The organism is Micromonospora sp. NBC_00898, from assembly GCF_045207895.1.
In the GTDB taxonomy this organism is placed as follows: Bacteria; Actinomycetota; Actinomycetes; order Mycobacteriales; family Micromonosporaceae; genus Micromonospora.
In genome coordinates, this window is sequence record NZ_CP108775.1 from 7,307,818 (window position 1) to 7,332,496 (window position 24,679).

At 68.8% G+C, this 24,679-nt stretch carries 22 protein-coding genes and 2 tRNA genes; 13 read left to right on the plus strand and 11 right to left on the minus strand.

Annotation, left to right across the window (positions count from 1 at the left end):
• Nucleotides 1–55: 55 nt before the first annotated feature.
• A complete protein-coding gene (locus tag OG799_RS35500) occupies nt 56–2,962 on the minus strand; it encodes an Hsp70 family protein (protein ID WP_406041721.1) in 2,907 nt (968 codons plus the stop codon).
• A gap of 197 nt (nt 2,963–3,159) precedes the next feature.
• On the opposite strand from OG799_RS35500, the gene OG799_RS35505 reads away from it, so the two are divergent.
• A complete protein-coding gene (locus OG799_RS35505) occupies nt 3,160–3,549 on the plus strand; it encodes a hypothetical protein (protein ID WP_406041723.1) in 390 nt (129 codons plus the stop codon).
• A 377-nt stretch (nt 3,550–3,926) separates the two neighbouring features.
• Here OG799_RS35505 and OG799_RS35510 read toward each other — a convergent pair whose 3' ends face one another.
• Together OG799_RS35510 and OG799_RS35515 are read right to left on the minus strand one after the other, a co-directional pair.
• Nucleotides 3,927–4,943: a CU044_5270 family protein gene (locus OG799_RS35510; protein ID WP_406041725.1), complete on the minus strand. Its 1,017-nt coding sequence runs from the start codon at nt 4,941–4,943 to the stop codon at nt 3,927–3,929.
• A complete protein-coding gene (locus tag OG799_RS35515; protein WP_406041727.1) occupies nt 4,943–5,497 on the minus strand; it encodes an RNA polymerase sigma factor in 555 nt (184 codons plus the stop codon). Before OG799_RS35515 ends, OG799_RS35510 begins: the two co-directional genes overlap by 1 nt.
• Before the next feature lie 929 nt (nt 5,498–6,426).
• Between OG799_RS35515 and ltrA the strand changes: the two genes are divergently transcribed.
• From ltrA to OG799_RS35530, 3 genes are all read left to right on the plus strand, one after another.
• On the plus strand, nt 6,427–7,884 hold the full coding sequence (ltrA, locus tag OG799_RS35520; protein ID WP_406041729.1) for a group II intron reverse transcriptase/maturase: 1,458 nt from the start codon (nt 6,427–6,429) through the stop codon (nt 7,882–7,884).
• A 591-nt stretch (nt 7,885–8,475) separates the two neighbouring features.
• The gene (locus OG799_RS35525) at nt 8,476–9,663 is read left to right on the plus strand and encodes a site-specific integrase (protein ID WP_406041731.1); all 1,188 of its coding nucleotides are present in this window, start codon (nt 8,476–8,478) and stop codon (nt 9,661–9,663) included.
• 15 nt (nt 9,664–9,678) lie between these two features.
• Nucleotides 9,679–10,197: a GNAT family N-acetyltransferase gene (locus OG799_RS35530; RefSeq protein WP_406041733.1), complete on the plus strand. Its 519-nt coding sequence runs from the start codon at nt 9,679–9,681 to the stop codon at nt 10,195–10,197.
• A gap of 335 nt (nt 10,198–10,532) precedes the next feature.
• On the opposite strand, the gene OG799_RS35535 is transcribed toward OG799_RS35530, so the two are convergent.
• The 5 genes from OG799_RS35535 to OG799_RS35555 form a co-directional block, all read right to left on the minus strand.
• Nucleotides 10,533–10,982, minus strand: coding sequence for a GNAT family N-acetyltransferase (locus OG799_RS35535; RefSeq protein WP_406041735.1), 450 nt, complete (start codon nt 10,980–10,982; stop codon nt 10,533–10,535).
• Between the two features lie 249 nt (nt 10,983–11,231).
• Nucleotides 11,232–11,816, minus strand: coding sequence for a hypothetical protein (locus OG799_RS35540; RefSeq protein WP_406041737.1), 585 nt, complete (start codon nt 11,814–11,816; stop codon nt 11,232–11,234).
• Nucleotides 11,817–12,347: 531 nt separating this feature from the next.
• Entirely contained in the window at nt 12,348–12,767 is a 420-nt protein-coding gene (locus tag OG799_RS35545; protein WP_406041739.1) for an ASCH domain-containing protein, read from the minus strand.
• A gap of 383 nt (nt 12,768–13,150) precedes the next feature.
• Entirely contained in the window at nt 13,151–13,696 is a 546-nt protein-coding gene (locus OG799_RS35550; protein WP_406041741.1) for a hypothetical protein, read from the minus strand.
• Nucleotides 13,697–13,766: 70 nt separating this feature from the next.
• Nucleotides 13,767–15,041, minus strand: a complete 1,275-nt coding sequence (locus OG799_RS35555; RefSeq protein ID WP_406041743.1) for a trypsin-like serine protease — start codon at nt 15,039–15,041, stop codon at nt 13,767–13,769.
• A gap of 776 nt (nt 15,042–15,817) precedes the next feature.
• Between OG799_RS35555 and OG799_RS35560 the strand changes: the two genes are divergently transcribed.
• Nucleotides 15,818–16,813: a DUF4365 domain-containing protein gene (locus tag OG799_RS35560; protein ID WP_406046511.1), complete on the plus strand. Its 996-nt coding sequence runs from the start codon at nt 15,818–15,820 to the stop codon at nt 16,811–16,813.
• 15 nt (nt 16,814–16,828) lie between these two features.
• Here the strand turns inward: OG799_RS35560 and OG799_RS35565 are convergent, their stop codons facing one another.
• Both OG799_RS35565 and OG799_RS35570 read right to left on the minus strand, forming a co-directional pair.
• Nucleotides 16,829–17,635, minus strand: coding sequence for a hypothetical protein (locus OG799_RS35565; protein ID WP_406041745.1), 807 nt, complete (start codon nt 17,633–17,635; stop codon nt 16,829–16,831).
• Nucleotides 17,635–18,477 carry a sigma-70 family RNA polymerase sigma factor gene (locus OG799_RS35570; protein ID WP_406041747.1) on the minus strand — a complete coding sequence of 281 codons (843 nt, stop codon included), beginning with the start codon at nt 18,475–18,477 and terminating at the stop codon, nt 17,635–17,637. The genes OG799_RS35565 and OG799_RS35570 overlap by 1 nt, the downstream gene beginning before the upstream one ends.
• Nucleotides 18,478–18,768: 291 nt before the next feature.
• Here OG799_RS35570 and OG799_RS35575 point away from each other — a divergent pair, with 291 nt between their 5' ends.
• The 6 genes from OG799_RS35575 to OG799_RS35600 all read left to right on the plus strand — a co-directional run bounded on the left by OG799_RS35575 (nt 18,769) and on the right by OG799_RS35600 (nt 22,645).
• The gene (locus tag OG799_RS35575; protein WP_406041749.1) at nt 18,769–19,155 is read left to right on the plus strand and encodes an XRE family transcriptional regulator; all 387 of its coding nucleotides are present in this window, start codon (nt 18,769–18,771) and stop codon (nt 19,153–19,155) included.
• Nucleotides 19,149–19,424: a helix-turn-helix domain-containing protein gene (locus OG799_RS35580; RefSeq protein WP_406041751.1), complete on the plus strand. Its 276-nt coding sequence runs from the start codon at nt 19,149–19,151 to the stop codon at nt 19,422–19,424. The genes OG799_RS35575 and OG799_RS35580 overlap by 7 nt, the downstream gene beginning before the upstream one ends.
• Nucleotides 19,421–19,714, plus strand: a complete 294-nt coding sequence (locus tag OG799_RS35585) for a hypothetical protein (RefSeq protein ID WP_406041753.1) — start codon at nt 19,421–19,423, stop codon at nt 19,712–19,714. Before OG799_RS35580 ends, OG799_RS35585 begins: the two co-directional genes overlap by 4 nt.
• On the plus strand, nt 19,704–21,233 hold the full coding sequence (locus OG799_RS35590; RefSeq protein WP_406041755.1) for a replication initiator: 1,530 nt from the start codon (nt 19,704–19,706) through the stop codon (nt 21,231–21,233). The genes OG799_RS35585 and OG799_RS35590 overlap by 11 nt, the downstream gene beginning before the upstream one ends.
• Nucleotides 21,234–21,297: 64 nt before the next feature.
• Nucleotides 21,298–21,507, plus strand: a complete 210-nt coding sequence (locus OG799_RS35595; RefSeq protein ID WP_130330370.1) for an excisionase family DNA-binding protein — start codon at nt 21,298–21,300, stop codon at nt 21,505–21,507.
• A gap of 136 nt (nt 21,508–21,643) precedes the next feature.
• Nucleotides 21,644–22,645, plus strand: a complete 1,002-nt coding sequence (locus OG799_RS35600; RefSeq protein ID WP_406041757.1) for a tyrosine-type recombinase/integrase — start codon at nt 21,644–21,646, stop codon at nt 22,643–22,645.
• A gap of 53 nt (nt 22,646–22,698) precedes the next feature.
• Here the strand turns inward: OG799_RS35600 and OG799_RS35605 are convergent.
• Nucleotides 22,699–22,769, minus strand: a tRNA-Gly gene (locus OG799_RS35605).
• 271 nt (nt 22,770–23,040) lie between these two features.
• Between OG799_RS35605 and OG799_RS35610 the strand changes: the two genes are divergently transcribed.
• A tRNA-Pro gene (locus OG799_RS35610) sits at nt 23,041–23,114 on the plus strand.
• 144 nt (nt 23,115–23,258) lie between these two features.
• Nucleotides 23,259–24,605 (plus strand): trigger factor, encoded by a 1,347-nt coding sequence (tig, locus tag OG799_RS35615; protein ID WP_406041759.1) that lies wholly within the window; start codon nt 23,259–23,261, stop codon nt 24,603–24,605.
• The last annotated feature ends 74 nt before the right edge of the window (nt 24,606–24,679 follow it).

Consider the following 24,679-nt stretch of genomic DNA (forward strand, 5'->3'; position numbering starts at 1 on the left):
CCGCCGACTGAGCCCCGCCGACTGAGCCCCGCCGTCAATCGGCGGGGTCTTGCCGTCAGTCGGCGGGGGCGAAGCGGTACAGCACGAAGTCCTTCGCGGAACCGCAGGCGATCACTTCGGTGTTCCACGAGCAGGACTCGCCGCGTACCTGCTTGACCTGGCCCAGCTCGACGAGCCGGCCGGACTCCGCGCCCACCCCGGCCACGCTGCGGTCGTCCTCGCCGCCGCCCAGCGGCTTGGCGAAGACCAGCAGGTTGCCCGCGTCGACCCGGACGGCCACCCCGTCCCGCTCGTTGAGCACCCGCTGCCCGTCCGGCCCGAAGAGGGTGACCGCCGGTTCCGGGTACGTCCGCCGGGCCAGCACCCGGTCGCCGAATGGCACCAGCAGGTCGGCGCCGGGGGCGGACCAGCGTTCCGCCTTCCTCCCCTCGGCCGCGGCCACCACGGCGACGGTCGTCTGGTCGGCGTCGGTCACCTCCAGCAGGCAGGCCCTGTGCTCCCCGCAGGGGACCAGGTCCCGCGGCCGGTGCCGGTCGTCCTGGGCCGTGTAGAGCACCGTCGGTTCGGCAAGGCTCCCCAGGTCGTACGAGAGCAGCCGGCCGTCGTCGCCCGCGACGTAGAGCCGGTCGGAGTGCGCGGCGACCAGGTCGTCCGGTTCGGCGACGTTGGTCCGGCGGCGCACCACCATCCCGCTGGCCATGTCGATCAGCCGGACCGAGCGGTCGGCGCTCACCTGTACGATCCGCGCCACGTCGCCCTGCCACGGGTCGCGCGGCCGGCCGTCGGCGAAGCCCGGCCCGCTCAGGCCCTCCTCGCTGGTCACCGGGTGGACGCTGGTGCGCGAGTTGCCGTACTGGTCGGTCGGGTCGGCGCGGCTCCACTTCTGGCTGCCGTCGCCCATGCGGAGGCCGACCAGCCGGTGCCCGTCCCGGTCCGCCAGCACCAGCACGTCGGTGCCGAAGAAGAACTCGTCGTCACCGTGCACCGCGCGGTGCCACCGCTGCCGGCCGGAACCGGCGTCGAGAACCTCCAGCTCGCCGGGGGTGCTGGTGCCGGAGCCGTCCGCGAGGAGGGCCACCGCGCCGGGCAGCGCCACGATCCGGTCCCAGCGTTCGGCGGGCGCCGCGCTCTGCTTGCGCCACAGCTCCCTGCCGGTACCCGCGTCGGCGGCGACCACCTCCAGCCGGTCGTCGTCGCGCCGGTACGCCAGATAGGCGCGGTCGCCCAGCGCCGCGGTGAACATCTCGGTGGGCCGGTCCGTGCCGGCCGGGATCCGCGTCCCCGTGCCGAACGCCTGGAACTCCAGCTCAGGATGGCGGTCGCGGGTCACGTAGAGGACCGCCGCGGTGGTCACGGCCGCGAGCGCGACCACCGCCCCGAGCGAGATCCACAACGTCCGCCGCCGCCGGCCGCCGGGTCCCGTCGCCGCCGACGGGGGCACGCCCGGCACCCCCTGCGGTACCCCCACCCAGTGCCCCGCCGGCGCGGCCGTTGCGACCGGAGGCACGGCAAGGCCGGCCGCGTCCGCGCCCCGGCCGGGATACGGCAGCCCGGCCGCCGTGCCGGCCGGCCCCGGTCCGTGTCCCGCCGTCGCCGTCGGCCGGCCCGCGAAGGGGTCCCGGACCGCGCCGGGTCCGACCCCGTGTCCCGCCATCGCCTGCAGCGCCGGGGCGCCGTCGTTGCGGGGCGGGTCGGCCGGTCCGACCGGCCCGGCGGCGAGCCGCGGGGTCGGGCCGCCGTCGTCCGGGAGGGTGGCGGCTGGTCCCGGTCCCGGCCGGGGACCTGCGGGGGCGGGGATCAGCGGCCGGGGCGCCGGCCCGGTCCGGCGCAGCGGCAGGTCGGTCAGCGCGCCCTCGGCGACCGGCAGCTCCGGCTGCTCCAGCACCGTCGGCGCGACGCCCAGCTCGGCGTGGAGCATCCGGGCCACCAGCGGGATCCGGGACGAGCCGCCGACCAGGAACAGGCCGGCGAGCCGTTCGGGGGTCAGCCCGGCGGTGGTGACGACCCGCCGGGTCTCCTCGATCGCCCGGCGCAGCAGCGGAGTCGCCACGCCCTCCAGCTCTGCCCGGGTCAGCGGCACCGCCGCCTCCACCCCCGGCACGGCCACCGGCGCGAGCGTGTTGCGGGACAACATTTCCTTGGCGCCCCGGACGTTCTCCAGGAACCGGAGCCGGTCCCGCCACTGCGTGGTGTTCTCCGGGGCGATCAACCGGGCCCACTCGGCGGGGTGCGCGGCGGCGATCCGCGCGCCGAGCATCTCGACGAGGGCCGCGTCGAGGTCCAGGCCGCCCAGGTCGTCGAGGCCGCCGCAGGAGACGACGGTGAAGCCGGAGTCGCCCCACGGGTCGGCGCCCTCGTTGCGCACCACGGCGACGTCCAGCGTCCCGCCGCCGAAGTCGAAGACGGCGACGGCGTCACCGACCGGTACCGGCCGGTGCAGCACCTCGGTGTAGTACCGGGCGGCGGCCACCGGCTCGCGCAGCAGCCGGGTCCCCGGCGGGGTGGGACCGGACATGGTGTGTTCGGCCGCCGACGGCCAGCCGGCCAGGGCCAGCGCGTCGGCGAGCACCTGCCGGCGGTCGGCGTCCCAGGTGGCGGGGCAGGTGACGACCGCGGGCGGCAGGAAGCCGACCGCCCCGACCGCCGTCTCGGCGACGGTGAACAGGACCGCGGCGAGCAGTTCGGCGGGGGAGAGCCGACGGTCACCGAGCGGGACCGCCGCCTCGTCGACCCGGCGCTTCGGGTTCGGCTCGTACCGGTCCGGGTCGACCTGGGCCAGCCGCTGGGCGTCCCGGCCGACGTGCAGCTGGCCGTCCGCGTCGGCGTAGACGCCGGAGGGGAGGATCGGCTGCCCGTCGACGAGCAGCGGCCTGGTCCGCCCGTCCGGCCAGCGCAGCACCGCCACCGTGTTCGAGGTGCCGAGGTCGACGCCGAGCGCGAAACCGTCCTGCTGGCCTGCCATCCGTCGCTACCTCCACCGGAACGAGGGGATGCCCGGCCACGCATCGTACGCAGCCCTCGCCGCCCGACGATCTCCGGCGCGGGCACGGTTGTCACCGTGCGATTCCCTCGATGCCCGTGTGCATGCCATAGTCGTTCCTCCACAGAGGACAAAGGAGAGCGATGCGAACTTGGGCAAGAGTGGGTCTTGTCGCGGCGATGTCGGCCGTGCTGGTCGGGGTGTCGTCCACCGCCGCCTACGCTGACTACAACACCTCCGGCTGCAACCCGGCGTCGAACGACGCCGGGGGCCGGGACTGCTGGATCATGTTCTGGCACGACGGCATCGCCGTGGGCGACGGCGAGTTCATGGCCTATGACGAGCGCCTGCTCGCGATCGACTCGTACGCGGACGGTCGGGGCGTTTACGTGGGCGCCAAGTGGTGGGACGGCGGCTACCACTACAACGACTACTGGTTGACCAGCGGTGCGAACACCAGTCACGTCCTGGACCTGAACATCCCGGAGGGGGTAACCGTGACCCTCACGTCGTGTCAGACCGACAACGGCAGTCTCCTCAACTGCCGCGACGCGACGGCAACCGCCTAGTACCTTCGCGGGACTCTGCTGTTCCTGCGCGGGTAGTAGCAGTGGCCCGGTGGCGGCTGCGCCGGCGGGAAGCGGGCGCGACGGCCAGCCCGAGCGGCGGACATGAGTATGGCCCAGGTCGATACCTCGCCTGACCTGGGCCATCGTGTATGAGCGGGCGACGGGAATCGACCGCGCACCGTCAGTTTGGAAGAGCGCGCTCAACGGGCCGTGATGACCCGAAACGCCTGCGGCTGGCGGCAGAGTCGGGTGCCGCTCGTGCCCCCTCATGACCGCTGGGCGCTACGGTTACTGGCCCGTGGATGGCCCGGCCTGGCCGTCGCGGTGATACGCGGACCGGGGCCACCCCTGTAGAAGCGGCCCCGGCACCGGCAATTTCAGTTGAGTCGATCGGTCCAGGCAGTGTCGAGGATCACCTGGTACGCGCTGATCCGTACCGGTGAGAGGGTTAGCCGCTCGTCGGCGAGCAGTTCCCCGGTGTTGGGGTCGAAGATCAGGAGGGACTGTGCATTGTTGTCGCGGTCGTCGAAGGTGATGGCTACACCCTTGCGGCCGGCTCGATCGGTGACCTGTCCCCGCCAGAGGAACCCGGGCACGTCGGCAAGGACTCGCAAGATCTCAGCTCGCGTCTGACGCGGAACGACATACCGCCCGTACACCATGCTGACTTCCTTGCTGACCGAGGCGGCGCCGAACCTGACCTTGAGCAGGTCGTTCAGCTGTGCTCGACCCGACGGCAGCGGCGCGAGGTCCATCGGTGGCAGGGGAATGCTGGCAGGCGCGGGGGTGGCGGACGCGGCAGCCTTGGGCTTGAGGTTGCGCTGCCAGTAGTCCCGGGACTCCTGGTCCGGATACTGCGGCTCAAGTTGAGTCCTGACCTGCTGACCGGTTCCGTCGGCCGTCTGCCAGACCTTGGTATCGTCCGCGAAAGCAACGTGGTAGCGACCGTCGGCAGACGTCATCATTGGGTCGCCCCACGTCTTCGTGTGGTGGTACATGTACCGGCCGGTGCGGTTGTCGTACTCCGTGTCGACGAGCCTGCTGGCCAACGCGCGCAGCTGGCTTCCCGCATCACCGGCGCCAGAGCGGTAGGCCACCGGTACGAGCACCACCCCCGGATCCGCCCCGGGCGGACTGGCGATCTCCGAGGTGTCCGGGCCGTTCGGGCCGAAGGTCTGGGCGATTGCTACGGCGCCGACCGCTACGGCCAGCGTCCCGGCCGTCAGAACCAGCCTGCGGGTCGGGCGTGCCTGACGGCGATGGGCGACCGGCTCGGCGGTAGCCTCCGCGCGGTTGATCAGGTCGTGTGCCGACAGCCGGGGCGGTGCGATGGTGCTGTGCCGGGCCGGGTCAATCGGCTTGAGGAGGGTGCGCGTTCGCTGTTCTCCGAACATCACATAGCCTTTCGAGGATTAGCCAGCACCGGCTGCTGCGCCGGTGGTCCAGATCGGTACGACATCGCGTCGTTAAGGCGTCGACGGGCGCGGTGCAAGCGCACTGCGGCGGTGGTGCGGGTACAGCCGAGGACCTGAGCGGCTTCGGAAACCGTCAACTCCTCCCACCCGACCAACCGGAGGATCTCCTGATCGAGGTCGGCGAGGGTGGCTAGAGCGGCCTGAAGATCGGCGACGCACACGGTCGCGTCGGCGCCCGACACGCCCGGCTTCTGCAGAAGGCCAGCGTCGGTCATCGGTAGTACATCTGGCGCACCTCTTCGCGCTCGCCATTCGTTCGCGAGCAGGCGCCGAGCCACCCCATACAGCCACGGCAGGCTGCGGTCCGGAACCTCGCGGCGACGCCGCCAGGCGATGACGAACACCTCCTGAGCGAGTTCAGCCGCCGCTTCCATATCGGCAAGTCGACGCTGGCTGTACTTCAGAACGTGTCCGTAATCGGCGGTGTAGACCCTGGTGAACCATTCCTCATCGCGTTTTCGCGGTGGACCCATCCAGAACTCCTGCCTGGTTGACGAACTCTCACCCTGGCTTGTGTCACCTCCGGCCCAATGATTACCGCCAACCGCCTACCAGCGCCTCACCCCCGCAGTGCCGCTGTCCGGCGGCAACAGCTCCACCAGGTGCGACCCTCGGCGGGCTCCCCCACGCTCAGCGCCTGACCGCACTGCCTGCGGCTCAAGTCCCTGCGGACTCAAGCGGATCTCCTCGTCGGGCAGTCGCCAGACCGTCCAGCTCCCCGTCCGGGAAGGCTGGTAGCCCTTGTGGTGCCCGGTGAGGTGATCCGCGGCGGCATCTCTGAGGAGGGCCGGGGTTCGGGGCGGAGCCCCGGTGCGCCGTGAGGCGCTGTGTGACCGAGTGGAGGTGGAAGACCTGCACCGCTGGTCCCGTCGTAGCGGGGTCGGCGTAGCTGGGGACAGCCTGATCCGGGAGGTGCCGGGGAGGGTGGGAGCAGTCCTGACAACGCCGGGACGTGCCGGCACTGCCAGATGGTGCGGGTCCGGCAAGCGAGTTGCAGAGGCATACGAGAGGAACCGGTGTTGACGCCCCTTAATGCCCCACCGGCTCGAACCTGGTGGATGTGGGCCGGGCGCGGCGCGTATCCGCCCTTCATGTGAAGGGTTGGAGAACTTCCTGGCAGCGCTCGGGGCGTCTGCGGGGAGGCCACGGGGAAGGACTACGGCGTACTCGTGGCGAGGCCGCAGGGGAACAGCCGGGTGCCTACTGATCGAACGGTCACCAGTGAACACGGGAACCGCCCGGTGTCGGCTCCCGCCTGCAGCGCATTCCAACGCTGGGGCGGGATAGGTGCACCGTCTGCTGAACGCGCCGGGTGGGGCGGAGCCGTCGTAGTAGTCCGAGTCCGGGAGAGCCGGACACATGGCGAAGGACGGCAGCGGATTCGCGAAGGGAGGAGGCTGCAATGACGGGAGACGCGCCGGTGAACATTGGCGCTGCGGGAAACGACGCCGCCCGGCGGGGTCCCTGGGTACCGCGGATGCAGGCCAAGCTTCACTGTTGGGCGGCGGCCGATCCCGGCCGCCGGTTCGACGACCTGTTCAACCTCGTGCACGACCCGCGGACGTTGCATGCGGCGTTCGCGCGGGTCGCGAGCAACGCCGGGGCCAATACTGCCGGTTCCGACGGCCTGACCGTCGGGCGGATCGAGCAGGACATTGGTGTCCCGGCGTTTCTGGACGACCTGCGGATGCAGCTGAAGGCGGGCACGTTCCGTCCTCAGCCGGTGCGGGAGAGGAAGATCCCGAAGCCTGGTGGCAGCGGCAAGCTGCGCAGGCTCGGGATTCCCACTATCGCCGACCGGGTCGTGCAGGCAGCGCTGAAGCTTGTCCTGGAACCAATCTTCGAGGCCGACTTCGTGCCGGTCTCGTATGGGTTCCGGCCGATGCGCCGGGCGCACGACGCTGTCGCCGAGATCCACTACTACGGTTCGCGGGGCTACCAGTGGGTCGTAGACGCGGATATCGAGGCGTGCTTCGACTCGATCTCACACACCGCGCTGATGGCGCGGGTGCGGGCACGGGTCAAGGACAAGCGTGTGCTGCGGCTGGTCACCTCGTTCCTCAAAGCCGGGGTACTCACCGAACTCGGCGAGATCGAGGACAGCCACACCGGCACCCCGCAGGGCGGCATCCTGTCCCTGTTGCTGGCGAACATCGCCCTGAGCGTGCTCGACGAGCACCTTCACGGGCAGTGGGAGTCGTCGATGGGCACCGAGGATCGCCGATACCGGCGGCGGCGCAAAGGACTGGGGACCTGGCGGCTGATCCGCTACGCGGACGACTTCGTCGTCATGGTCAACGGCACCCGCGAACACGCTGAAGCGCTGCGCGAGGAAATCGCCCAGGTGATCGCCCCGATGGGTCTACGGCTGTCGCCGGCCAAGACCCGAGTGGCCCACCTGAGCGAGGGCGTGGACTTCCTTGGGTTCCACCTCCAGTGGCGCCGCAAGCGAGGCACACACGATCGGTGGTACGTCTACACGTTCATCGCTGACCGGCCCGTCCGACAGCTGAAGGACAAGATCCGTGCCCTGACCCCCAGGACGTCACAGCTCACGCCCAGCGTCGCGCTGACCAGGCTCAACCAGATCCTGCGCGGCTGGTCCAACTACTTCAAACACGCGGTCGCCAAGACAGTCCTCCGCAAACTGGAAGACTTCACCTGGCACCGGGTCATCCGGTGGCTGAAAACCCTGCACCGGTGGAGCTGGAAGGACGTCCGCCGATGGCTAGCCAGACCCGACGGGACCTGGCGGCCAATCACAGCGGACGGGACAACCCTGTTCGACCTCGGCAAGGTCGCGGTCACCCGCTACCACTACCGAGGCAACAAGATCCCCAAACCCTGGGCAGCGACCTGACAACCCCGCCCCGCAGCAAAATCCGTGGAGAGCCCGTTGCGGTGAAAGTCGCACGGCGGGTGTGCGCCGTGAGGCGCTTCGTTGTATCCCCCGTGCAGTGGGGAGGAACTGGAGGGAGGTTCCTGGGTCTGCCGGCTTACCTGGACGCGAAAGCGCGAGGGGACAAGAGCATGCCGGAAACGTAACGGTTGTCTGGAGGCGTCCAGGGTGATGCGTCACGGGACCCGCCTGATATGGCCAAGGCTGGATTGCTTGAAGCCCAATCCCCAGCGATGAATGTGCGCATCCATCGGAACGACGCTTGAAACCGATGCCTCGTCGTGCGTCGGCATGAACCCGGAGGTCGATGCAACCTCCACGGCGTGGGGCACCGCCCAACGAGGGCGGGTGAGGGGATGAGTGGGCGGCCTACGTCGGGCTCGACACGTATGACGAAGACGTACCACGGGATCGCCTACGGGACGCGAGTCCTACGGCGACGGAGTGCCCGTAGTAGTCGCGGGAGTCACGACCCGCCGGGGAGGCCGGGAAAGCCGGACCGCAGGGCGAAGGGGCACAGGTGATCACGACGTCCAGCGATGGGAGGTACGCGTGATGCGGAACGCCGCAACGGTGCTGGGCGTCATCCAGGAACGCGGCAGGCGTGGTCTGCCGATGGAGAGGCTGTATCGGCAGCTGTTCAATCCGCAGTTGTTCCTGCTGGCCTACGGGCGCATCTACGCCAACACGGGTGCGATGACGCCCGGGGTCACGCCGGAGACCGTGGACGGCATGTCCCTGGCCAAGATCGAAGCGATCATCGACGTGTTACGTCGTGAGCGTTACCGATGGCGGCCGGTCAAGCGTGTGCACATCCCGAAGAGCAACGGAGGGGGGGAGAGAGAGTGGGTTGCGCCGGAAGCGGGCGAGATCGAGCTCTCGGCGTACGGGCGGCGGTGGATCGCTGAGCGCAAGCTTGCTTCAAGGACGCGGCAGGGCTACGAGTTCCTGTTCGCACGGCAGGTCGTTCCGTATCTCGGGCACCTCATGTTGGGCGGGATCAAGCCGGCGACCATCCGGGCGTGGCGCAAGAAGCTCCTGGATGCGGGCGTGCCGGAGCCTCAGGCGGTCAAGGCGTACGCGCTGCTGCGGGCCATCCTCAACACGGCGGCGCGCGAGGACGAGATCATTCGGCAGAATCCCTGCCGGATCAAGGGCTACGACCAGTACCACACCCCGGAGCGACCTACGGCCACGATCGCCCAGGTCTACGCCCTGGCCGACGCGATGCCTGCTCGGTTCTCGGCGCTCGTCGTGGTCGCGGCGCTCTCGGCTCTGCGGTGGGGCGAGCTGGTCGCCCTACGCCGCCGGGACCTCGACCTCGACTCTGGGACGGTCCGGGTCACGCGCAAGCTCGCCGCGCTGCGGAGTCACTTGGAATTCGGGCCGCCCAAGTCGGCTGCCGGGGTCCGGGTCGTCGCCGTGCCGGCCGCTGCCGTGGAGGCGCTGCGGGCGCATCTGGCCGAGTTCACAGCGCTGGGGCTGCCCGGCTTCCACTTCCATGACCTGCGGCACACCGGCAACACCCTCGCCGCAGCCTCTGGCGCGAGCACTCGCGAGCTGATGCAGCGAATGGGGCACGCGAGCATGCGGGCGGCGTTGATCTACCAGCACGCGACCAGCGAGCGGGACCGCGAAATCGCCTCGGCCATGGACCGCCGGATCGCCGGGCATACCCGGCGCAAGGGCGACCCGAACAGCTCCGCAGCAGGTCCAACAACGGGTGGCACCAAACAATGACGGATCATGGCAAGGGTGAACGAGGTGAAGATCCGAGACCGGCAACTGACCGACCTTGACCAGTGTGTCGAGGCGCTCGCCGTCGTGCACGACGTCGACGGGTACCCGCTGAACTGGCCCGTCGATCCCCATGGGTGGCTCTGTTCTCCTGGCATCCTGCAAGCGTGGATCGCCGAGACCGCGAGCGCGATCGTGGGACACGTCGTCCTGCAACTCGTCGCGCCGTCGATCACGGCCAACGGGTCACCAACACCGCCGACGGCAGAGGTCAGCCGCCTGTTCGTGGTGCCTGCCGCCCGCCGCCAGGCGGTAGCTAGCGGACTGCTGCACCACGCACACCAGTGGGCTGCCGACCACGGTTTCGGCCTGACCCTTGAGGTCACTGACGACCAGCGATCGGCTGCTATCGCCCTCTATGAGCGCAACGGCTGGCGACACACTCACACGACCAAGGCGAACTGGACGGCCCCCGACGGAAAACCCGTAAGCCTGCGCCACTACACCCGCAGTCAAGATCCGGGAGAGACGGCCTAGTGGCCCGTGGATGGCCCGCAAGATCGAAGCGGGGCATTGGCCTGCCGGCCCAGGATCGGGGGATATCGCCTCTGACCTGGCCCGGGGGCCGGTGGAGCGGGCGACGGGAATCGAACCCGCACCGTCAGTTTGGAAGGTGCGTTGTGTCGGCCTGATGGAACGGATTGGTCCCACGGTGGTGAGCCGCGCCGCCGTTGGTAGCCGTGAGCGGAGAGATCAGGTTGGGGACGCGCCATGTGCCGTTCCTGGCCCGTGTTGACCTCTGGATCGGGCACGCTACGGGCACGACGAGCGGGCCGGATGCTCCGCGCAACGACATGCGACGAGATGCCGGTTCACGGTTGCGTGTCGCTCAGCAGCGGGTCACTGGTCCTCCGCATCAGCCGTGACCGACCGATCTGCTCGGTGAATCCCCAGCGCCGGTAGAACGGCATCAACTCTGGTTGGCAGACGAGCTCGACGCTTCGCACCGCGGCCAGCCGCGGATGCCCGACGATGGCGTCGAGCAGCATGGCACCCAGGTCGAACCCCCTCCAAGCAGGCGCAACCACCACGTCGAGCACGACCGCCAGGTAGACATCGTCCGTGAGCACACGAGCGAAGCCGACCAACCGACCTGACGGCCGGTGAACCAGCCCAAAGACGAGGTCGGACGTCTCCAACATTCGGTTGAGGTCGCTGGCACTCCGCCCGGCCGCCCACCAGGCAGAAGCAAACAGGTTCATCAGGTCTGGTAGGCAGTCGGCATCGACCGCGTCACGCACCTCAATCTCGGAGAGATCCACGACCGCAGCATGCCAGAGCACGGGCGAGTCCTCATCGGAGGTCAGGCGTTGAAGCGGAACTAAGGGCGGCGATCAGCCCACCAGCGGGAACGGTGCCCAACACCTGCTCAGACAACGTCTCGGGTTGCCAAGGTTGATCGCTGGTTGACGACGTTTCACGGTGTCTTGTGCCCCCCTGTGTGCCCCACATTGCCAGGAGCCAGCGAGGGACTGTCAGCCTTGTCGGCTCCGCTGCCCACCTAGCTGTCGTCACTCCCCTTGCGGCTCATCCGATCGCGGCGGCGAGTCTCGACGGACGCGGTACGTATAGGGCAGATTCTCGCGCGTGCCTAGCTCCACCTCATAGCGGGCCTTGTATGGATCTTCATAGAGAAGCACCCAACGCCCCGTTTCGAGATCATGTTGTTCGCTCAGTAGGTTGAGTTCGTCCATGTCGACAGGCCGGCCACGGCGGTCAGACAGCTTGAGGCTGGCCGCCAGGACGATCCGGCCGCGCATCACCGCTTCCTCTCGTTCAAGAGGTCGGTCACTCGCATCGCCGTTCTGCCACCTTTGCTTCAGGCTGACGAAGAGTTGGCCAACAGCAGCTCCGAGAGCAGCGTCCGTGGCGTGGGAGCTGACGTACAGGAAGAGGTTGTAGAACTCCTCTCCTGCTGCCCCCCAGCTTGTCTGCCCACCTTCGTACCTGAAGACATGGGGTCGGTACCCCTGGCCCTCAAGCAGGCTTCGTACGCGCGTGGTGAGTGCCTCCCGCTGATCGGGCGGAACGGCCAGATCAACGATCCAAGCGGAGTCAGGCTCGCCTCCCGGTGCGCCGGTAGTCGCAACGGTCACTGTGACGTGCAGGACTCCGTGGTACTCGTCCCCTGCCCTCGTTGACATGGTTTAGATCATGGGCGAAGTTGCGGTGCGGCGGAACCCGCCTGCAGTTCACCAACTACAGGTAAGGCGGGGCTATTCGCGCTGGTCGCCGGCCCGGGGACGTGTCGTCACCTGGGCAGACGTCGCCGCCGCTGGTCGTCGTTGGTCATGCTCGTGTGGCGCTTGACGGCCTGGCGACGGCCTGGACCGGAGCCAAGCCAGCCATCCGACGTCGCCGAGGCGGCCGAGCCCACGGGACGCGTACCACGGCAGCAGGAGCGTGCCGTAAATCCGTCGCGAAAGCTACAGAGGTTCGAATCCTCTACCCGCCACCAGGTGCGAGAACGGCCCCTGACCAGCAGAAATGCGGTTGGGGGCCGATCTTGTCTGGTCCCGCTGAGTCCAGCGATTACCCGCCGTCGCTCACCGTCTGGGGGCGTATCCGAGGGGAGGATCGGGTGCCTGGATCATGGGTCGGGGAATCGGACAATCGTCGGCGTCGGCTCAGACGCTGTGAACCAGCCGGAAGCGCTGGGTCAGCACCAGGGTGTCGTCGTCAACGGTGAAGCCGGGGTCGTCCAGCTCTGCGCGCACTTCCGCTCTGTGCCAGAACGTCTCGTGCCCGGCCCGCCACTGCGCGACCGACTCATCTCCCTCGCCCTCGTCCAGGGCGTGTTGCAGGTCGACATCGGCGAGCCGGACCATCCGCACCTCGGTCAGCTCGATCACCGCGACCCGCCGGTCCTCGGAGTCCACCACCGCCGATCGCTGGCCAACCTCGGGCAGCGGCTCGCTCGCGCGCTCGTATCCGAGAACCAGGGCGGAGGTAGAGGTCTTCGCGCCGGACAGGATCGCGGCCACCAGCTTGTCCCGCAGCGGCCCGGGGAACGCGAATTCCGCGCGCGGAAGATCATCAAGGTCCATGCCAAAGAAGGGTACGCAAGCGGCTAGCCGCGACTGACGTCTCGCTTACAAGCTTTGTGCATCACGTCCGCACACGTCCAGGAACGGCTGCATGCTCGGAGCATCGTCCATGCCAGTGCTCCTCAGCGTGCTTCCGTCCGGCGCGGTTGCTGTCAGCGTTGCTGTCGAAAGCTACTCCGCTCCCCCTAAATCGACCCCCACAGTGAGGGGCAGCGGGGAGCTTCAGCTTCGTGGCAGGCTGCTATGGTGATCAGCCGCTCGCGCGAGGCATCACCGGTATGAAAGTTCGTCTTGGTCGATGAACCCTCTACCGGAGACTTCGCCGTCTATCGATCCCGACACGCCGACGCCGGATCAGACGATCTCCACTTCTGAAACAGGGCCTAGGCGGCGGGCCAGAGGTCGAGCAGGTGCCGGAGGCTGGTCAGGTGGCGGACCGCGCCGTCATACTGCGCGATCCCGCAGGCAGGGCTTACCGTCACGTTCGCCGACGACCCACCACCGCTAAGCGCAATTACGTACTCCGGGCCGTCGGACAGCAGGCAGGCACCGCCGTCGGTGGAGGGGGGCTGCGGCAAACCGTTCAGTCGGGCCACCACCGCACCGGCGTCCCGCGCGGCCCTTGAGTGCGACAGGGCAAGGACATCGGAGGTGCCCCCGTACTCGCACAGTACGGCCGTGGTCGCCGGCACCTCCACCAGGGGGCCGGACCGGGCCGAGCGTGCCCTGACGGTGGTGCGGGGGTGGCTGGCCGGACAGGTGGCCGCGGGCCCTCCGATGCCTGAAGCGGCGGAGGTAGCGGTGCGCGAGCTCGCATCGGCATGGCGGAGGTGACCGATCACCACAACGGCGCCCGCCGCGGTGAGCAGCAGGGCCGCCGCAGTCACCACCGGCCGGAGGACGCCACGTCGTCTCGTCGATCCGTGCATGGCACTCACCCTTCTCTCGGCTGGACCGAGCCCGCGACGAGAGTCGCGGGCTCGGTCCAGCCTATTGTTGTCAGAAGATCACACGAGGGTATGCACTCCAGAGATTGATCGGATCCGCCATGTCTTGGAAGAACAGGTCCGTCCCGCCGCCAGCGCTCACCACGCCCTTGGCTCGGACACCGTCGCCGTCGAGGGAGAACACCGGTCCTCCGCTGTCGCCGTGCTGGCCCGCGGTCTTGCCGTCGACCTGGATGGCCTTAGTCATCCCATGCATGTAGTAACAGTCATTGTCGCTGTCACAGCCGTAGTTGGTCCAGTCTCCTGACTGAGTCTTCAGGCCGCAGACGGTTCCGCTGGTGGAGCCGGATTGGCAGAGGTACTCGCCCGTGGCCCGGTAGCCCCAGCTGTGCACCACCTTGTGGGTGCTGGTCGTCGCCGTGCCGTCGAACATCCAGGCGTAGCCCCGGGCGTTGATGAGCATGATGTCCTTGTCCCAGTCCTCCTTATAGGAGTTGCCCATCAGGGTTCCGTTGTAGTTGTACCAGGGCTCTGGCGGGGTGCCGCAGTGTGCGGCGGTCATGACGTAGCTGATGCCGTCCATGTTCATGGCGAAGCCCGAGGTGCAGTGTTCGGTTCCGACGCCGGCATTCGGGTTGTACATGTACCCGCCAGCGTTCCACGGCGAGGAGTCGTCCCGGCGGCTGCTCAGCAGTTCGCTGTCCTGAACGGCCTGGGTGATCGTGACCGGAACGCGCCCACCCCGCTCGGTCACCACGGCTTGCATATCGCGGAAGCGGCCCCCGGCGCGGGCCTTCATACGATTACGGCTGGCCGGGGTCATTGTCTCGACGGTTAGGCCACTGCCGTCGGAGTTGACGCTGATCGACTGCAGGTCGGCGACATCCTTGCTGCGGGCAAAGATCTCGTCGGACTCGGCCTTGAGCTCCTTCTCAGAGAAGCGGGCGGGCTTCACCTGGAGGTGAGCGTTCGAGCGAACCGCGTCGATCGTCGCCTGCATCCGCGATGACGGCGCGCCCTTCCAGTACAGGGTTAGGCCGTCGCCCTCGAAGGCGATACCGGCGAAGCCCTCCTCACCGGCCGCGTTAGCATCCTCAAACAGCTTGTTGACGGCGGGCTGCAGCTGCTCCTGTCGGCGCATGATGGACAGGGTCGCGGCGTCCATGTCCGCGGCGAACGGGTCGCTCTGCACCTCCGACTCCGCCGCGCTGGCCGGCGTTCCGGTGAGCCCCCCGATGCCCACCGACAGCGGGAAGGCGAGCAGCGCGGACAGAGTGAGCGCGAGCAGGCGTCGGGATCCGCGCCTCTTCAATCCAATAGAGAACAAGTCTCCCTCGTTTCCTGGGTACTGACGGTTTCTCCGTCGAGCGCTCGGATAGTAGAGGGGCGAGATCTATCTACGCGTCCCCGATGGACAAAGGAGGCGTAACGGGGTGTAACGCAGTCCGTGGCAGCTTCTCGACTGAGCGTCAATCTGAGCTTGACAGGCTTTCGCCTCGACAATGGCAACCTGCGGCGTGGGCGGGCAGGCCGTGGTGGGGATGCGGCGCGAGCATCACGGGCAGGCCCCCGCCTGCCGGCAACGCCGGCCCGAGGGGCCGCAGAGGCTCCGGGGTCAAGGGCGGCCCGCAGGGCCGTCGCGTAGCGACGCGAAGCGCCCTTGAGGTCGGAGGGGCGGCCCCGCATCCTTCGCGCCGCATCCCCACCACGGCCGGTGGTGACTCGCCCTACGGCGCGGCGGTGCGACGGCCGCCGCGCCTCGGCCGGCTGCCGGCCCGGAAACCTCAAACAGTCTCGTCGCTACCGTCTGCGGCGGCCCTCGGGCTTCCCGCTTTCCGCGCCAGCCGACGGGCGTTCTGCGTGGCCGGCGTGGAGCGACAGCGGAGCGTCGGACGCGCGCCCAGGCGGCGGCGCGTGCGGCCCGTCTCGGGCCGCCTTGAAGACGTACAGAAAGTCCTCACCGATCGACGGCGACAGTCGGTGGACGACGGCAACGCTCGGTCCAGGCTGGACATATGCATCCCGACGACCATGTCGTATCCAGTGTGTAGCCTGTCGGCGGACAAGACAGGCGTCGGAGCCGACGACAGAGAAAGTGCGACTATGCCCGGTCTACCGCAGCGCCCTTCGGCGCACGTTAACGCTCAGAGGTCAGAGAGGGCCTTCGCGACGCTCTTCAGCGACGACAACTGGGTAATCCGTCCCGTGAACCCGGACTACGGCAGAGACCTGGAAGTAGAGCTGTTCGAAGACGGCGAGGCTACCGGAATCTTGTTTGGGGTCCAGCTCAAAAGTATCGAAAAGGCACCCCGCAAGGGCCGACTCAGCAAGTCCGGTATCGAGACGAGCAGCTTGCGGTACTGGCAGTCGTTGGACTACCCGCTCTTGGTCGCCACCTACAGTGTTCCTGCGGACCAGGTCTACGCTCGCTGGGCGCACAGCTATGACTGGCATTACAAGAGCCACGCAGGGCTGTGCGACGAAAGCTGCAACCCGGGCCCGAAGACCGTCACCTTCAACTACCGAGTCGATCACCGGCTGACCCCCGAGGCAGTCGCTCGGCTTCCCGAGCAACTGCGGTTCTTCCGGGCTGCCCGCATGGGCGATCTCCGCCGCAGCCCGATGCCCGTCCGAGTAGACGGAGAGTCGGTCGACGGACACCCGCTGGCCCGGACCACGGAAGAGCTAGGCCGGATCGTCGCGGAGTCGGGTCGAATACGGTTTGCCAAACCTGACGAACTGGCGGCATTCCTGACGTACACACAGGCAGAGATCCGAGCGGTGTTGCCCGGCGACCTGAGAAGCACGACCCTCCATCTTGATCGTGGTTTCTACGAAGGCTCGCAGGGTCACGTGGCCCTCGCCGCCGATGGTGTGGTCGCACTTGCCTACCTACTCTTCCAGCTGCACGCCGATAACGCTGCGGCAGACCTGCTCATGGCTGTCGCGCCGTACTCGCAGGCCCTGTTCAGGATGAACGCTCATTTGACGCTGGCGCCGCAACTGCTCAAAGCCGAGCGAGAAGATGTCATTGAAGCCCTAGCCGCTGAGCAACTGCGTCGAAGGCCACGAAGGGTCATCGGCCCCGGGCTGGGCTGACGTCGGCCGGGTTCGTCAGGCAGCGTAAACGACGGTGGCGTCGTCGCTGCGCTTGTTGCGTGCCCACTTCATGCACGACGGGTCGGCGGCCTCGATGGCGCGTACCCGGCTGATCAGCTCCGTCGGGCCGATCTGCTCTAGGACGTCGAGCACGTCGGGCCAGTCGAGCAGACCGAACAGGGCCACCAGGCGGGCGGCTCCGTCGGTCAGGACGGCGACTCGTCGGACACTGTCGAGCGGGACTTCTCCGGTGATGGCGTGCTGGGCAGCAAACGGGTCAGCGGCTGCCACCCAGTAGCCGCCGGGCTGGTTTCGGGCGGCCAGCTCGGCGTGCTTCATCCGCAGCAACGCGGCCTGCTTCTCGGCCGACCCGAACGGGTGCCGGTCGGCTTCCTCGCGTTCGGCGCGGGCGGTCTTGTCCACCCGGTCGTCGGTGATGACCTGGATGCCGTCGGCGGTGTCGATAAGCACCGTGACATCACCGAGCACCAGGTACTCCAGCGCTGTGTCCTTGAGCCTCAGCATCGCGGTCGCCGCCGACGGTGTGCCGGGATGGCTGAGGTCGCAGGTGTCCCGGTGCTGGTCGGCGGTGAACCGGATGCCGTACATCAGCGCGTTGGCCAGCTCAGAATCGCGGTCGGCGGCCAGGCCGGCGAGGGCTGAGCCGAGCTTGGCGGCATACCAGGCGATGCCGTGAATGCACCCGGTGCCGGTGCGGGCGGTGGCACCGTCGAGGACCACGATCAGGTTCTCGCTGGCCATGGCCCAATCCTCGTTGGGCGACTTCGGGTTGCCGGCCTCCGAGGCGGTCGAGACGCGCATCAGGCCAGACCTTCGCTGCGATAAATCGGCGTAAGGGCGTCGACCTTCTTGATCGTGCGCGTGGCGGGGTCGTATGTGCAGGCCACCAGCAGGGAGAACCGGCGGTTCTTCACCTCGCGGTACAGCTCGTCCAGGTGGTCTTCGAGGTACTGCGCGACGCCGAGGGTGCCCATGGCGTGGACGCCGGCAAGGTACAGGAACGTGCCACGTCCGTCGGGGCGGGGCAGTCGGCCGATGTACCCGTAGTCGACCGGCTCGCCGCTGTCCGACGGGGAGTGGAACTCCTCGCCGGTCTGGTGGTTCACCAGATACAGCCCGCCGTCGTCCTTGCCGAAGCCCAGCCTCGGGTCGGATGCGAGCACCTGCCCGACGAACGGCAGGATGCGAGGGCTGCCAACCACTATCAAGTTGGTGCGGTTCAGGTCGACCATGCCCGGCGGCGGCACCACCTCGTACTCGGTCTTCAGGCCGAGTCCCCGGGCGAGGTTGGACAGCTTCTCGTAGGCGGCAAGCATCTCGGCGGAGACGACCGCATACGGGTCCTTCTTGCCCGCCTCGAACTTGCCACCCACGGCCACGGTGAGGGGGCCGGTGCCGAGCATCGCCCGTTCCGGCCGGGGGCCCGACGACAGGAGTTGACCGACTCGGGCGCGGGTCATGCCGACCACCTGGGCGATCTGAGCGTGCGTCATCCCTTGCGACACCATCTCGTCCAACGCCTCACGGCGCAGCCGGGACAGCTCGTTAACGGCCGCCTGGTGCTCGTCAATCAGGTCGCTGGCCTTGCGTGCCCGTTCTCCCGGGTCCTGGATCTCGGCCAAGACCTGCGGAGCGATCTCCACGGCCCCTCCCGGCTGCTGCGCTACACGTCTCACGCACCTTACCTCAGAACGGGGCTTGACCCCAGCAAGGGGGCTTGCCTACCCTCGGTCATACATCGATGCGCAACCCCCCTTTACAAGGGATACGGGGAGCGCAAAGAGGAAGGCCCCGACGGGATTGCGGCCCGTCGAGGCCCGGTGCATCGGCCCCATGCGAAAGGAACAACGATGCCTGTCCAGCCTACCGTTCACCCTGCCCTGTGCGCCTCGGGCCACTCTTCGGCACTGTCTGATGCTCGCCTGCTGTCTGCTTTGGCGACGCTTTGGAACGCGCTGGCCCCTGGGGAGGCGCTGAACCTGCCTGCGGTGCTCGACCGCACCGCGTTGCTGGATGCCCTGTCCGTGCTCACCACGAACGCCACCATCCCCGCACCTGCTACCCGACACTTCACCTGGCCCTGGAAGAAGCTGCGTCAGTCTCGTGGCTGGTCGCAGTTGGAGGTGTTCCGCCGGCTGAGCAAGGTCGCCGCCAATGAGGGCGTGCGGCTGCCGGAGTGGCCCACCTTCAAGCGGAACCTGTGCCGCTGGGAGAGCGGCACCGTCAAGGCGTCCCCGTTCTACGAGGGGCTGCTGGGCCGTCTGTTCGGTCTGCCCGGTTGGGGTGTGGTCGAGGCCGCACACACCACCGAGCTGTGGTGATCGCGATGACCATCACTGCCATCCGACCCGCCACCGTCAACCGGCGGGCAATGCTCAACCAGCCAGTGACGTTCGGGCAGACGGTCGCGCGGTTGCGTCGCCGTCGTGGCCTGTCGCAGGTTGTCTGCGCCAACCTGGTTGGCCGGTCGGAAACCTGGCTGGCCAAGGTCGAACACGACCGCATCCCCGTGGATCGGTTGTCTGTCCTGCGGGACCTCGCTCGCGTCCTGGGCGTCGACCTGGCGGTGCTGATCGAGGTGGCCCGATGACCACCACCGGAGCACCCGCCGCCTACGTCTGGCGTCGACCCCGGCTTGCCCGGGGTTGGGAACCCGTCCAACTGATCGGCCGCATGAAGATCCTCGCCGCCCGCGACGGGATCGAGCTGCCGAAGACCTACCAACTCATCCGCGACATCTACCTGTGGGAGCACCACCGGGCCGACCTGCCCGCACCCGTGGCCTCCCTGCTCGGCCGGATCTTCGACCACCCGAACCCGTTCGGCACCGGCCCCATCACCCACCTACCGATGAAGGCGGTCCGCACCCGTGGCCGCTGACCCCACCGCCGTTGTCCCGGACCAGGCTCACCCGTCTGGTCCGGGGCACCGGCCCCACCCCGCCACCGGCTCGTCGGGCTCGTTCGTCGGCCGTGATGAGTCCGCGTTCCAACGGGCCACCACCCCGGACTACTTCGGCTGGCTGGAACACGTGCGATCGGCCGCGGGCTGCTCCCACCCGATCCGGCTCTCAGGTGAAGTCGCCACCGTCGACCGGGCCACCGGGCAACTCCTCGCCTCGGTGTCGACGGCGGACCTGCCGGACGGGGAGATCTACAAGCCGTGCGGCAACCGCCGCCACGCCGTCTGCCCGTCCTGCGCCCGCACCTACCAGCGCGACGCCTACCAGCTCGTCAAAGCGGGCCTCGCCGGCGGCAAGGGCATCCCCGCCACGGTGGCGCAGCATCCGGCAGTGTTCGGCACGTTCACCGCCTCGTCGTTCGGCCCCGTGCACACCCAACGCAGCGACCGCGCCGGTCGGCCTATCCCCTGCCGGCCCCGCCGCCACGCCGACCTGTGCCCGCATGGTGTCGACCTGCGCTGCCACCAGCGGCACACCGACGACGACCCGACCCTCGGCACACCGCTGTGTCTGGACTGTTACGACTACGACGGCCAGGCGGTGTGGAACCACTCCGCACCGGAGTTGTGGCGCCGCACCACCATCGCCATCACCCGCCACGTCCACGCCCGTGCCCGTGCTCTCGGGCTGCCGTGGGTGCAGCAGGTCACCGACTCGGGCCGGGTCCGCCTGGTGCCGCCGGTCAAGGTGTCCTTCGGCAAGGTCGCCGAAATGCAGCGCCGGGGCGTCGTGCACTACCACGCCGTCATCCGTCTCGACGGCGTCGACCCGCACGACCCGAACGCGGTGATCCCCCCGCCGGCCGCCCTCGGCGTCGACGACCTGGTCGCCGCCGTGCAGCACGCCGCCGTCGTCGCGTTCACCACCCGCCCCCACCCCGTCCAGCCCGCCGGCTGGCACATCACCTGGGGCGACCCCGGCAAGGGCCTCGACGTGCAGCCGGTCAACGCCGATGGCGACATCACCGACGGCAAGGTCGCCGGCTACCTCGCCAAGTACGCCACTAAAAGCACCGAAACCACCGGCCACGTCTCCCGCCGCCTCGACAGCGACACCATCGACCTCTACGCCAACCACCAGGGCACCCACCCAGAACGGCTCATCGATGCCTGCTGGACCCTCGGCGGCCACCGCGATTGGCAGCAGCTCCGACGGTGGGCGCACATGCTCGGCTTCGGCGGCCACTTCCTCACCAAAAGCCGCCGCTACTCCGTCACCTTCCGCATCCTCCGCGACGCCCGCGTCATCTGGCGACGCACTGAGACCGGCCACGAATGGGCCGAGCAGCCGGTAGAGACAACCCTGATCGTCGGCCTGCTGTCCTACGCCGGCTCGGGCTGGCGCACCACCGGAGACGCGCTCCTGGCCAACACCGCAGCCGCCATGGCCCGGGAGCGACACGAAGCCGCCCGAGAGGAGATGACCGCTGCTGCTTGAACCCGCACGACCTGACCGTCATCACGAGAGGAGTACGGCTCTGAACGAACCCCGCGACGTCGACATGCTCACCGTCGAGCAGGCCGCGCAACGGCTGGGCACCGGAGTCCGCTTCGTGCGCCGCATCGTCGCTGAGCGCCGCATCCGCTTCTACAAGGTCGGCAAGTACGTCCGGTTCCACCCCGACGACCTCACCGACTACATCCGTCAAGGCCGCATTGACGCCATCCGGCCTGTCCTGCGCTACCGGAAGGGAGAACACGTCTATGGCTAGCAAGCGCCGCTTCGGCCGCATCCGCAAGCTCCCGTCGGGCCGGTATCAGGCTCGCTACCCGGGTCCGGATGGGACCGACCGGCCAGCGCCGAACACTTTCGCCCGCAAGACCGACGCTGACCGGTGGCTCGCCGCTGTGGAAGCCGACATCCTCAAGGGCACATGGCACGACCCGAACCGGGGACGTGTCGCACTGGGGGAGTACGTGGCCACCTGGATCGACCATCGGCCGAACCTGCGGCCACGGACGGTCGACCTCTATCGGTGGCTGTCGCGCAAGTACATCGAACCCACCCTGAGCACTGTTCTGCTCAGCGACCTCACGCCCGGCCGGGTCCGGGCCTGGTACGCCGAACTTGTCGCGGCCGGCGCGACCGCCACCATGACCGCCAAGGCGTACCGACTGCTGCACGCGGTGCTTGCCACCGCCGTTGACGACGAGCTGATCCGCCGCAATCCCTGCCGCATCAAGGGAGCGGGGGAGCACCACACCCCTGAGCGACCCGTGGCGACCATCGCCCAGGTCCTCGACATCGCCAGCCGGGTACCCTCGCGGTTTCGCGCCCTGGTGCTGCTGGCAGCCTTCACGAGCCTCCGCTATGGCGAACTTGCGGCGTTGCGTCGCCGCGACCTCGACCCGCGCTGCCAGACCGTCACGGTCCGCGCGACTCTGGTCGAGATGTCAGACGGACGCATGATCTTCGGCCCGCCCAAGTCGGCTGCCGGCCGCCGCTCCGTCACCATCCCGGCGGCGATCCGCCCTGACCTTGAGCGTCACGTGCGCGACTTCGTCGCCGACGAACCCGACGCCCTGGTCTTCACCGGCGCGAAGGGTGCTGCCCTGCGCCGCTCGAACTTCCAGAAGGCGGCCGGCTGGTCCGCCTCGGTCGACGCCGCTGGTCTGCCCGGCTTCCACTTTCATGACCTGCGGCACACCGGCAACACCCTCGCCGCTGGCACGGGTGCCAGTCTGGCGGATCTGATGGCGCGGATGGGGCACGGCTCGACCCGTGCCGCCATGGTGTACCAACACGCCACCGCCGAACGCGACCGGAGCATCGCTGACGCGCTGAGCGCCGGCATCGCCGAGGCGCGCGGTCGGGCACGTAGCGGGCACGCCGACACAACGGAGCGGTAGACACGGATATGGCCCAGGTCGGATGAGCTGTCTGACCTGGGCCATCGTGCCGGAGCGGGCGACGGGAATCGAACCCGCACCGTCAGTTTGGAAGACTGAAGCTCTGCCATTGAGCTACGCCCGCGGGCGCCCCGTGGTGACGGGACGCGCCGACAGCGTACCCAATGCCCGTCCCGCACGCGCAGCCACGTACCGGCGCGCCAGCCACCACCCGGGACCCGGCGTCCCCAAGATCCGCACGTCTTCCGGAAAGTGGCGGCATCCAGGGCGGGCGGACACCGCTACTTCCCGGAAGTCGCCCCCGCCCCGCCACCCCCGGCCGGGGGCCGAGGCGGCGGGTCGGCGCGGCCCGGGGGCGTCCGGTGGGCGCCGACGGCATACACTTCTCGTCGCCACGGGGTGTGGCGCAGCTTGGTAGCGCACTCGCTTTGGGAGCGAGGGGCCGTGGGTTCAAATCCCGCCACCCCGACTGTCGTCCGCGGCCGGGTCGCCCGGGAGCCGCCGATTTTTCCGCGCGGTACCCGGGCGCTGGCGAGCCGGCGGCCCGGCTCGCCTACACTCGATTGTCGCAATCACGCCCAGACTCAACTGAGATCCGTCAAGGAGTACGCCTGTGAAGAGCACCGTCGAGACTCTGAGCCCGACGCGCGTGCGGCTCGCCATCGAGGTGCCGTTCGTCGAGCTCGAGCCGAGCCTCAAGAAGGCGTACCGGGAGATCGGTTCGCAGGTGCAGGTTCCCGGCTTCCGCCGAGGCAAGGTGCCGGCCGCCGTGATCGACCAGCGGGTGGGCCGGGGCACCGTCCTCAACGAGGCGGTGCAGGAGGCCATCCCGCAAAACATCCTCGCCGCGGTCCGCGAGCACGACCTGAAGACGCTCGGCCGCCCGGAGGTCGAGATCACCGAGTTCAACGACGGTGACTCGCTGAACTTCACCGCCGAGGTCGACGTCCGCCCGGAGATCACCCTGCCGGACCCGGCCACCATCGAGGTGACCGTGGACGAGATCCAGGTCGACGACAGCGAGATCGACGAGCAGGTCAAGGGCCTGCGGGAGCGGTTCGCCACGCTGAAGACCGTGGAGCGGGCCGCCCAGGAGGGCGACTACGTCCAGATCGACCTGAACGCCACCGTTGACGGCGAGGACGTGCCGGGCGGCCAGGCGAGCAACATCTCGCACGAGGTCGGCAGCAAGCAGCTCCTGCCCGGGCTGGACGAGGCCGTGGTCGGCCTCGCCGCCGGTGACAGCACCACCTTCTCCACCCAGCTCGTGGGCGGCGACCTCGCCGGCCGGGACGCCGAGGTCGCGGTGACCGTGCGCACGGTCAAGGAGAAGGAGCTGCCGGAGCTGGACGACGACTTCGCCCAGATGGCGAGCGAGTTCGACACCATCGAGGAGCTGCGCAACGACCTGCGTGAGCGGGTCACCCGGGGCAAGCAGGTCGAGCAGATCTACGCCGCCCGGGACAAGGCCCTCGAGGAGATGGTCGCCGCCGCCGAGGTGCCGGCGCCGGAGGGTGTCGTCCGCGAGGAGGTCGAGAGCCGCAAGACCGCCATGGTCGACCAGCTCGAGCGGATCGGCGCCTCCCTGGAGGAGTACCTCGCCGCCGAGGAGAAGACCGAGGAGCAGATCGACGCCGAGCTGACCGAGGCGGCGACCGACGGGGTCAAGATCCAGCTCCTGCTGGACACCCTGGCCGACGCCGAGGACGTCCAGGTCTCCGACGACGAGTTCGGTCACGAGATCGTCCACCGCGCCCAGCGCGCCGGGATGGCCCCGCAGCAGTACTACGACCAGCTGGTCCGCTCCGGCGCCGCCACGGCCGTCTTCGGCGACGTCCGGCGCGGCAAGGCGCTCGCCTCCGTGATGGAGAAGATCAAGATCAAGGACTCGGCCGGCAACGAGGTCACCCTCGACGCGCTGCGTGCCCAGAACGAGGCCGAGCACGACCACCAGCACTGATCGTCCGGGTTGGCCGCCGTCCGCCGCTTTGCGGTGGGCGGCGGCCGAAACCCTTTCCGGGGTACGTCCGCGGG

Coding starts and splice junctions, on each gene's coding strand:
- OG799_RS35500 (WP_406041721.1), bottom strand. CDS start 2,962: ATGGCAGGCCAGCAGGACGGTTTCGCGCTCGGCGTCGACCTCGGCACC.
- OG799_RS35505 (WP_406041723.1), top strand. CDS start 3,160: ATGTCGGCCGTGCTGGTCGGGGTGTCGTCCACCGCCGCCTACGCTGAC.
- OG799_RS35510 (WP_406041725.1), bottom strand. CDS start 4,943: ATGTTCGGAGAACAGCGAACGCGCACCCTCCTCAAGCCGATTGACCCG.
- OG799_RS35515 (WP_406041727.1), bottom strand. CDS start 5,497: ATGGGTCCACCGCGAAAACGCGATGAGGAATGGTTCACCAGGGTCTAC.
- ltrA (WP_406041729.1), top strand. CDS start 6,427: ATGACGGGAGACGCGCCGGTGAACATTGGCGCTGCGGGAAACGACGCC.
- OG799_RS35545 (WP_406041739.1), bottom strand. CDS start 12,767: ATGGACCTTGATGATCTTCCGCGCGCGGAATTCGCGTTCCCCGGGCCG.
- OG799_RS35550 (WP_406041741.1), bottom strand. CDS start 13,696: ATGCACGGATCGACGAGACGACGTGGCGTCCTCCGGCCGGTGGTGACT.
- OG799_RS35560 (WP_406046511.1), top strand. CDS start 15,818: ATGCCCGGTCTACCGCAGCGCCCTTCGGCGCACGTTAACGCTCAGAGG.
- OG799_RS35565 (WP_406041745.1), bottom strand. CDS start 17,635: ATGCGCGTCTCGACCGCCTCGGAGGCCGGCAACCCGAAGTCGCCCAAC.
- OG799_RS35585 (WP_406041753.1), top strand. CDS start 19,421: ATGACCACCACCGGAGCACCCGCCGCCTACGTCTGGCGTCGACCCCGG.
- OG799_RS35595 (WP_130330370.1), top strand. CDS start 21,298: ATGCTCACCGTCGAGCAGGCCGCGCAACGGCTGGGCACCGGAGTCCGC.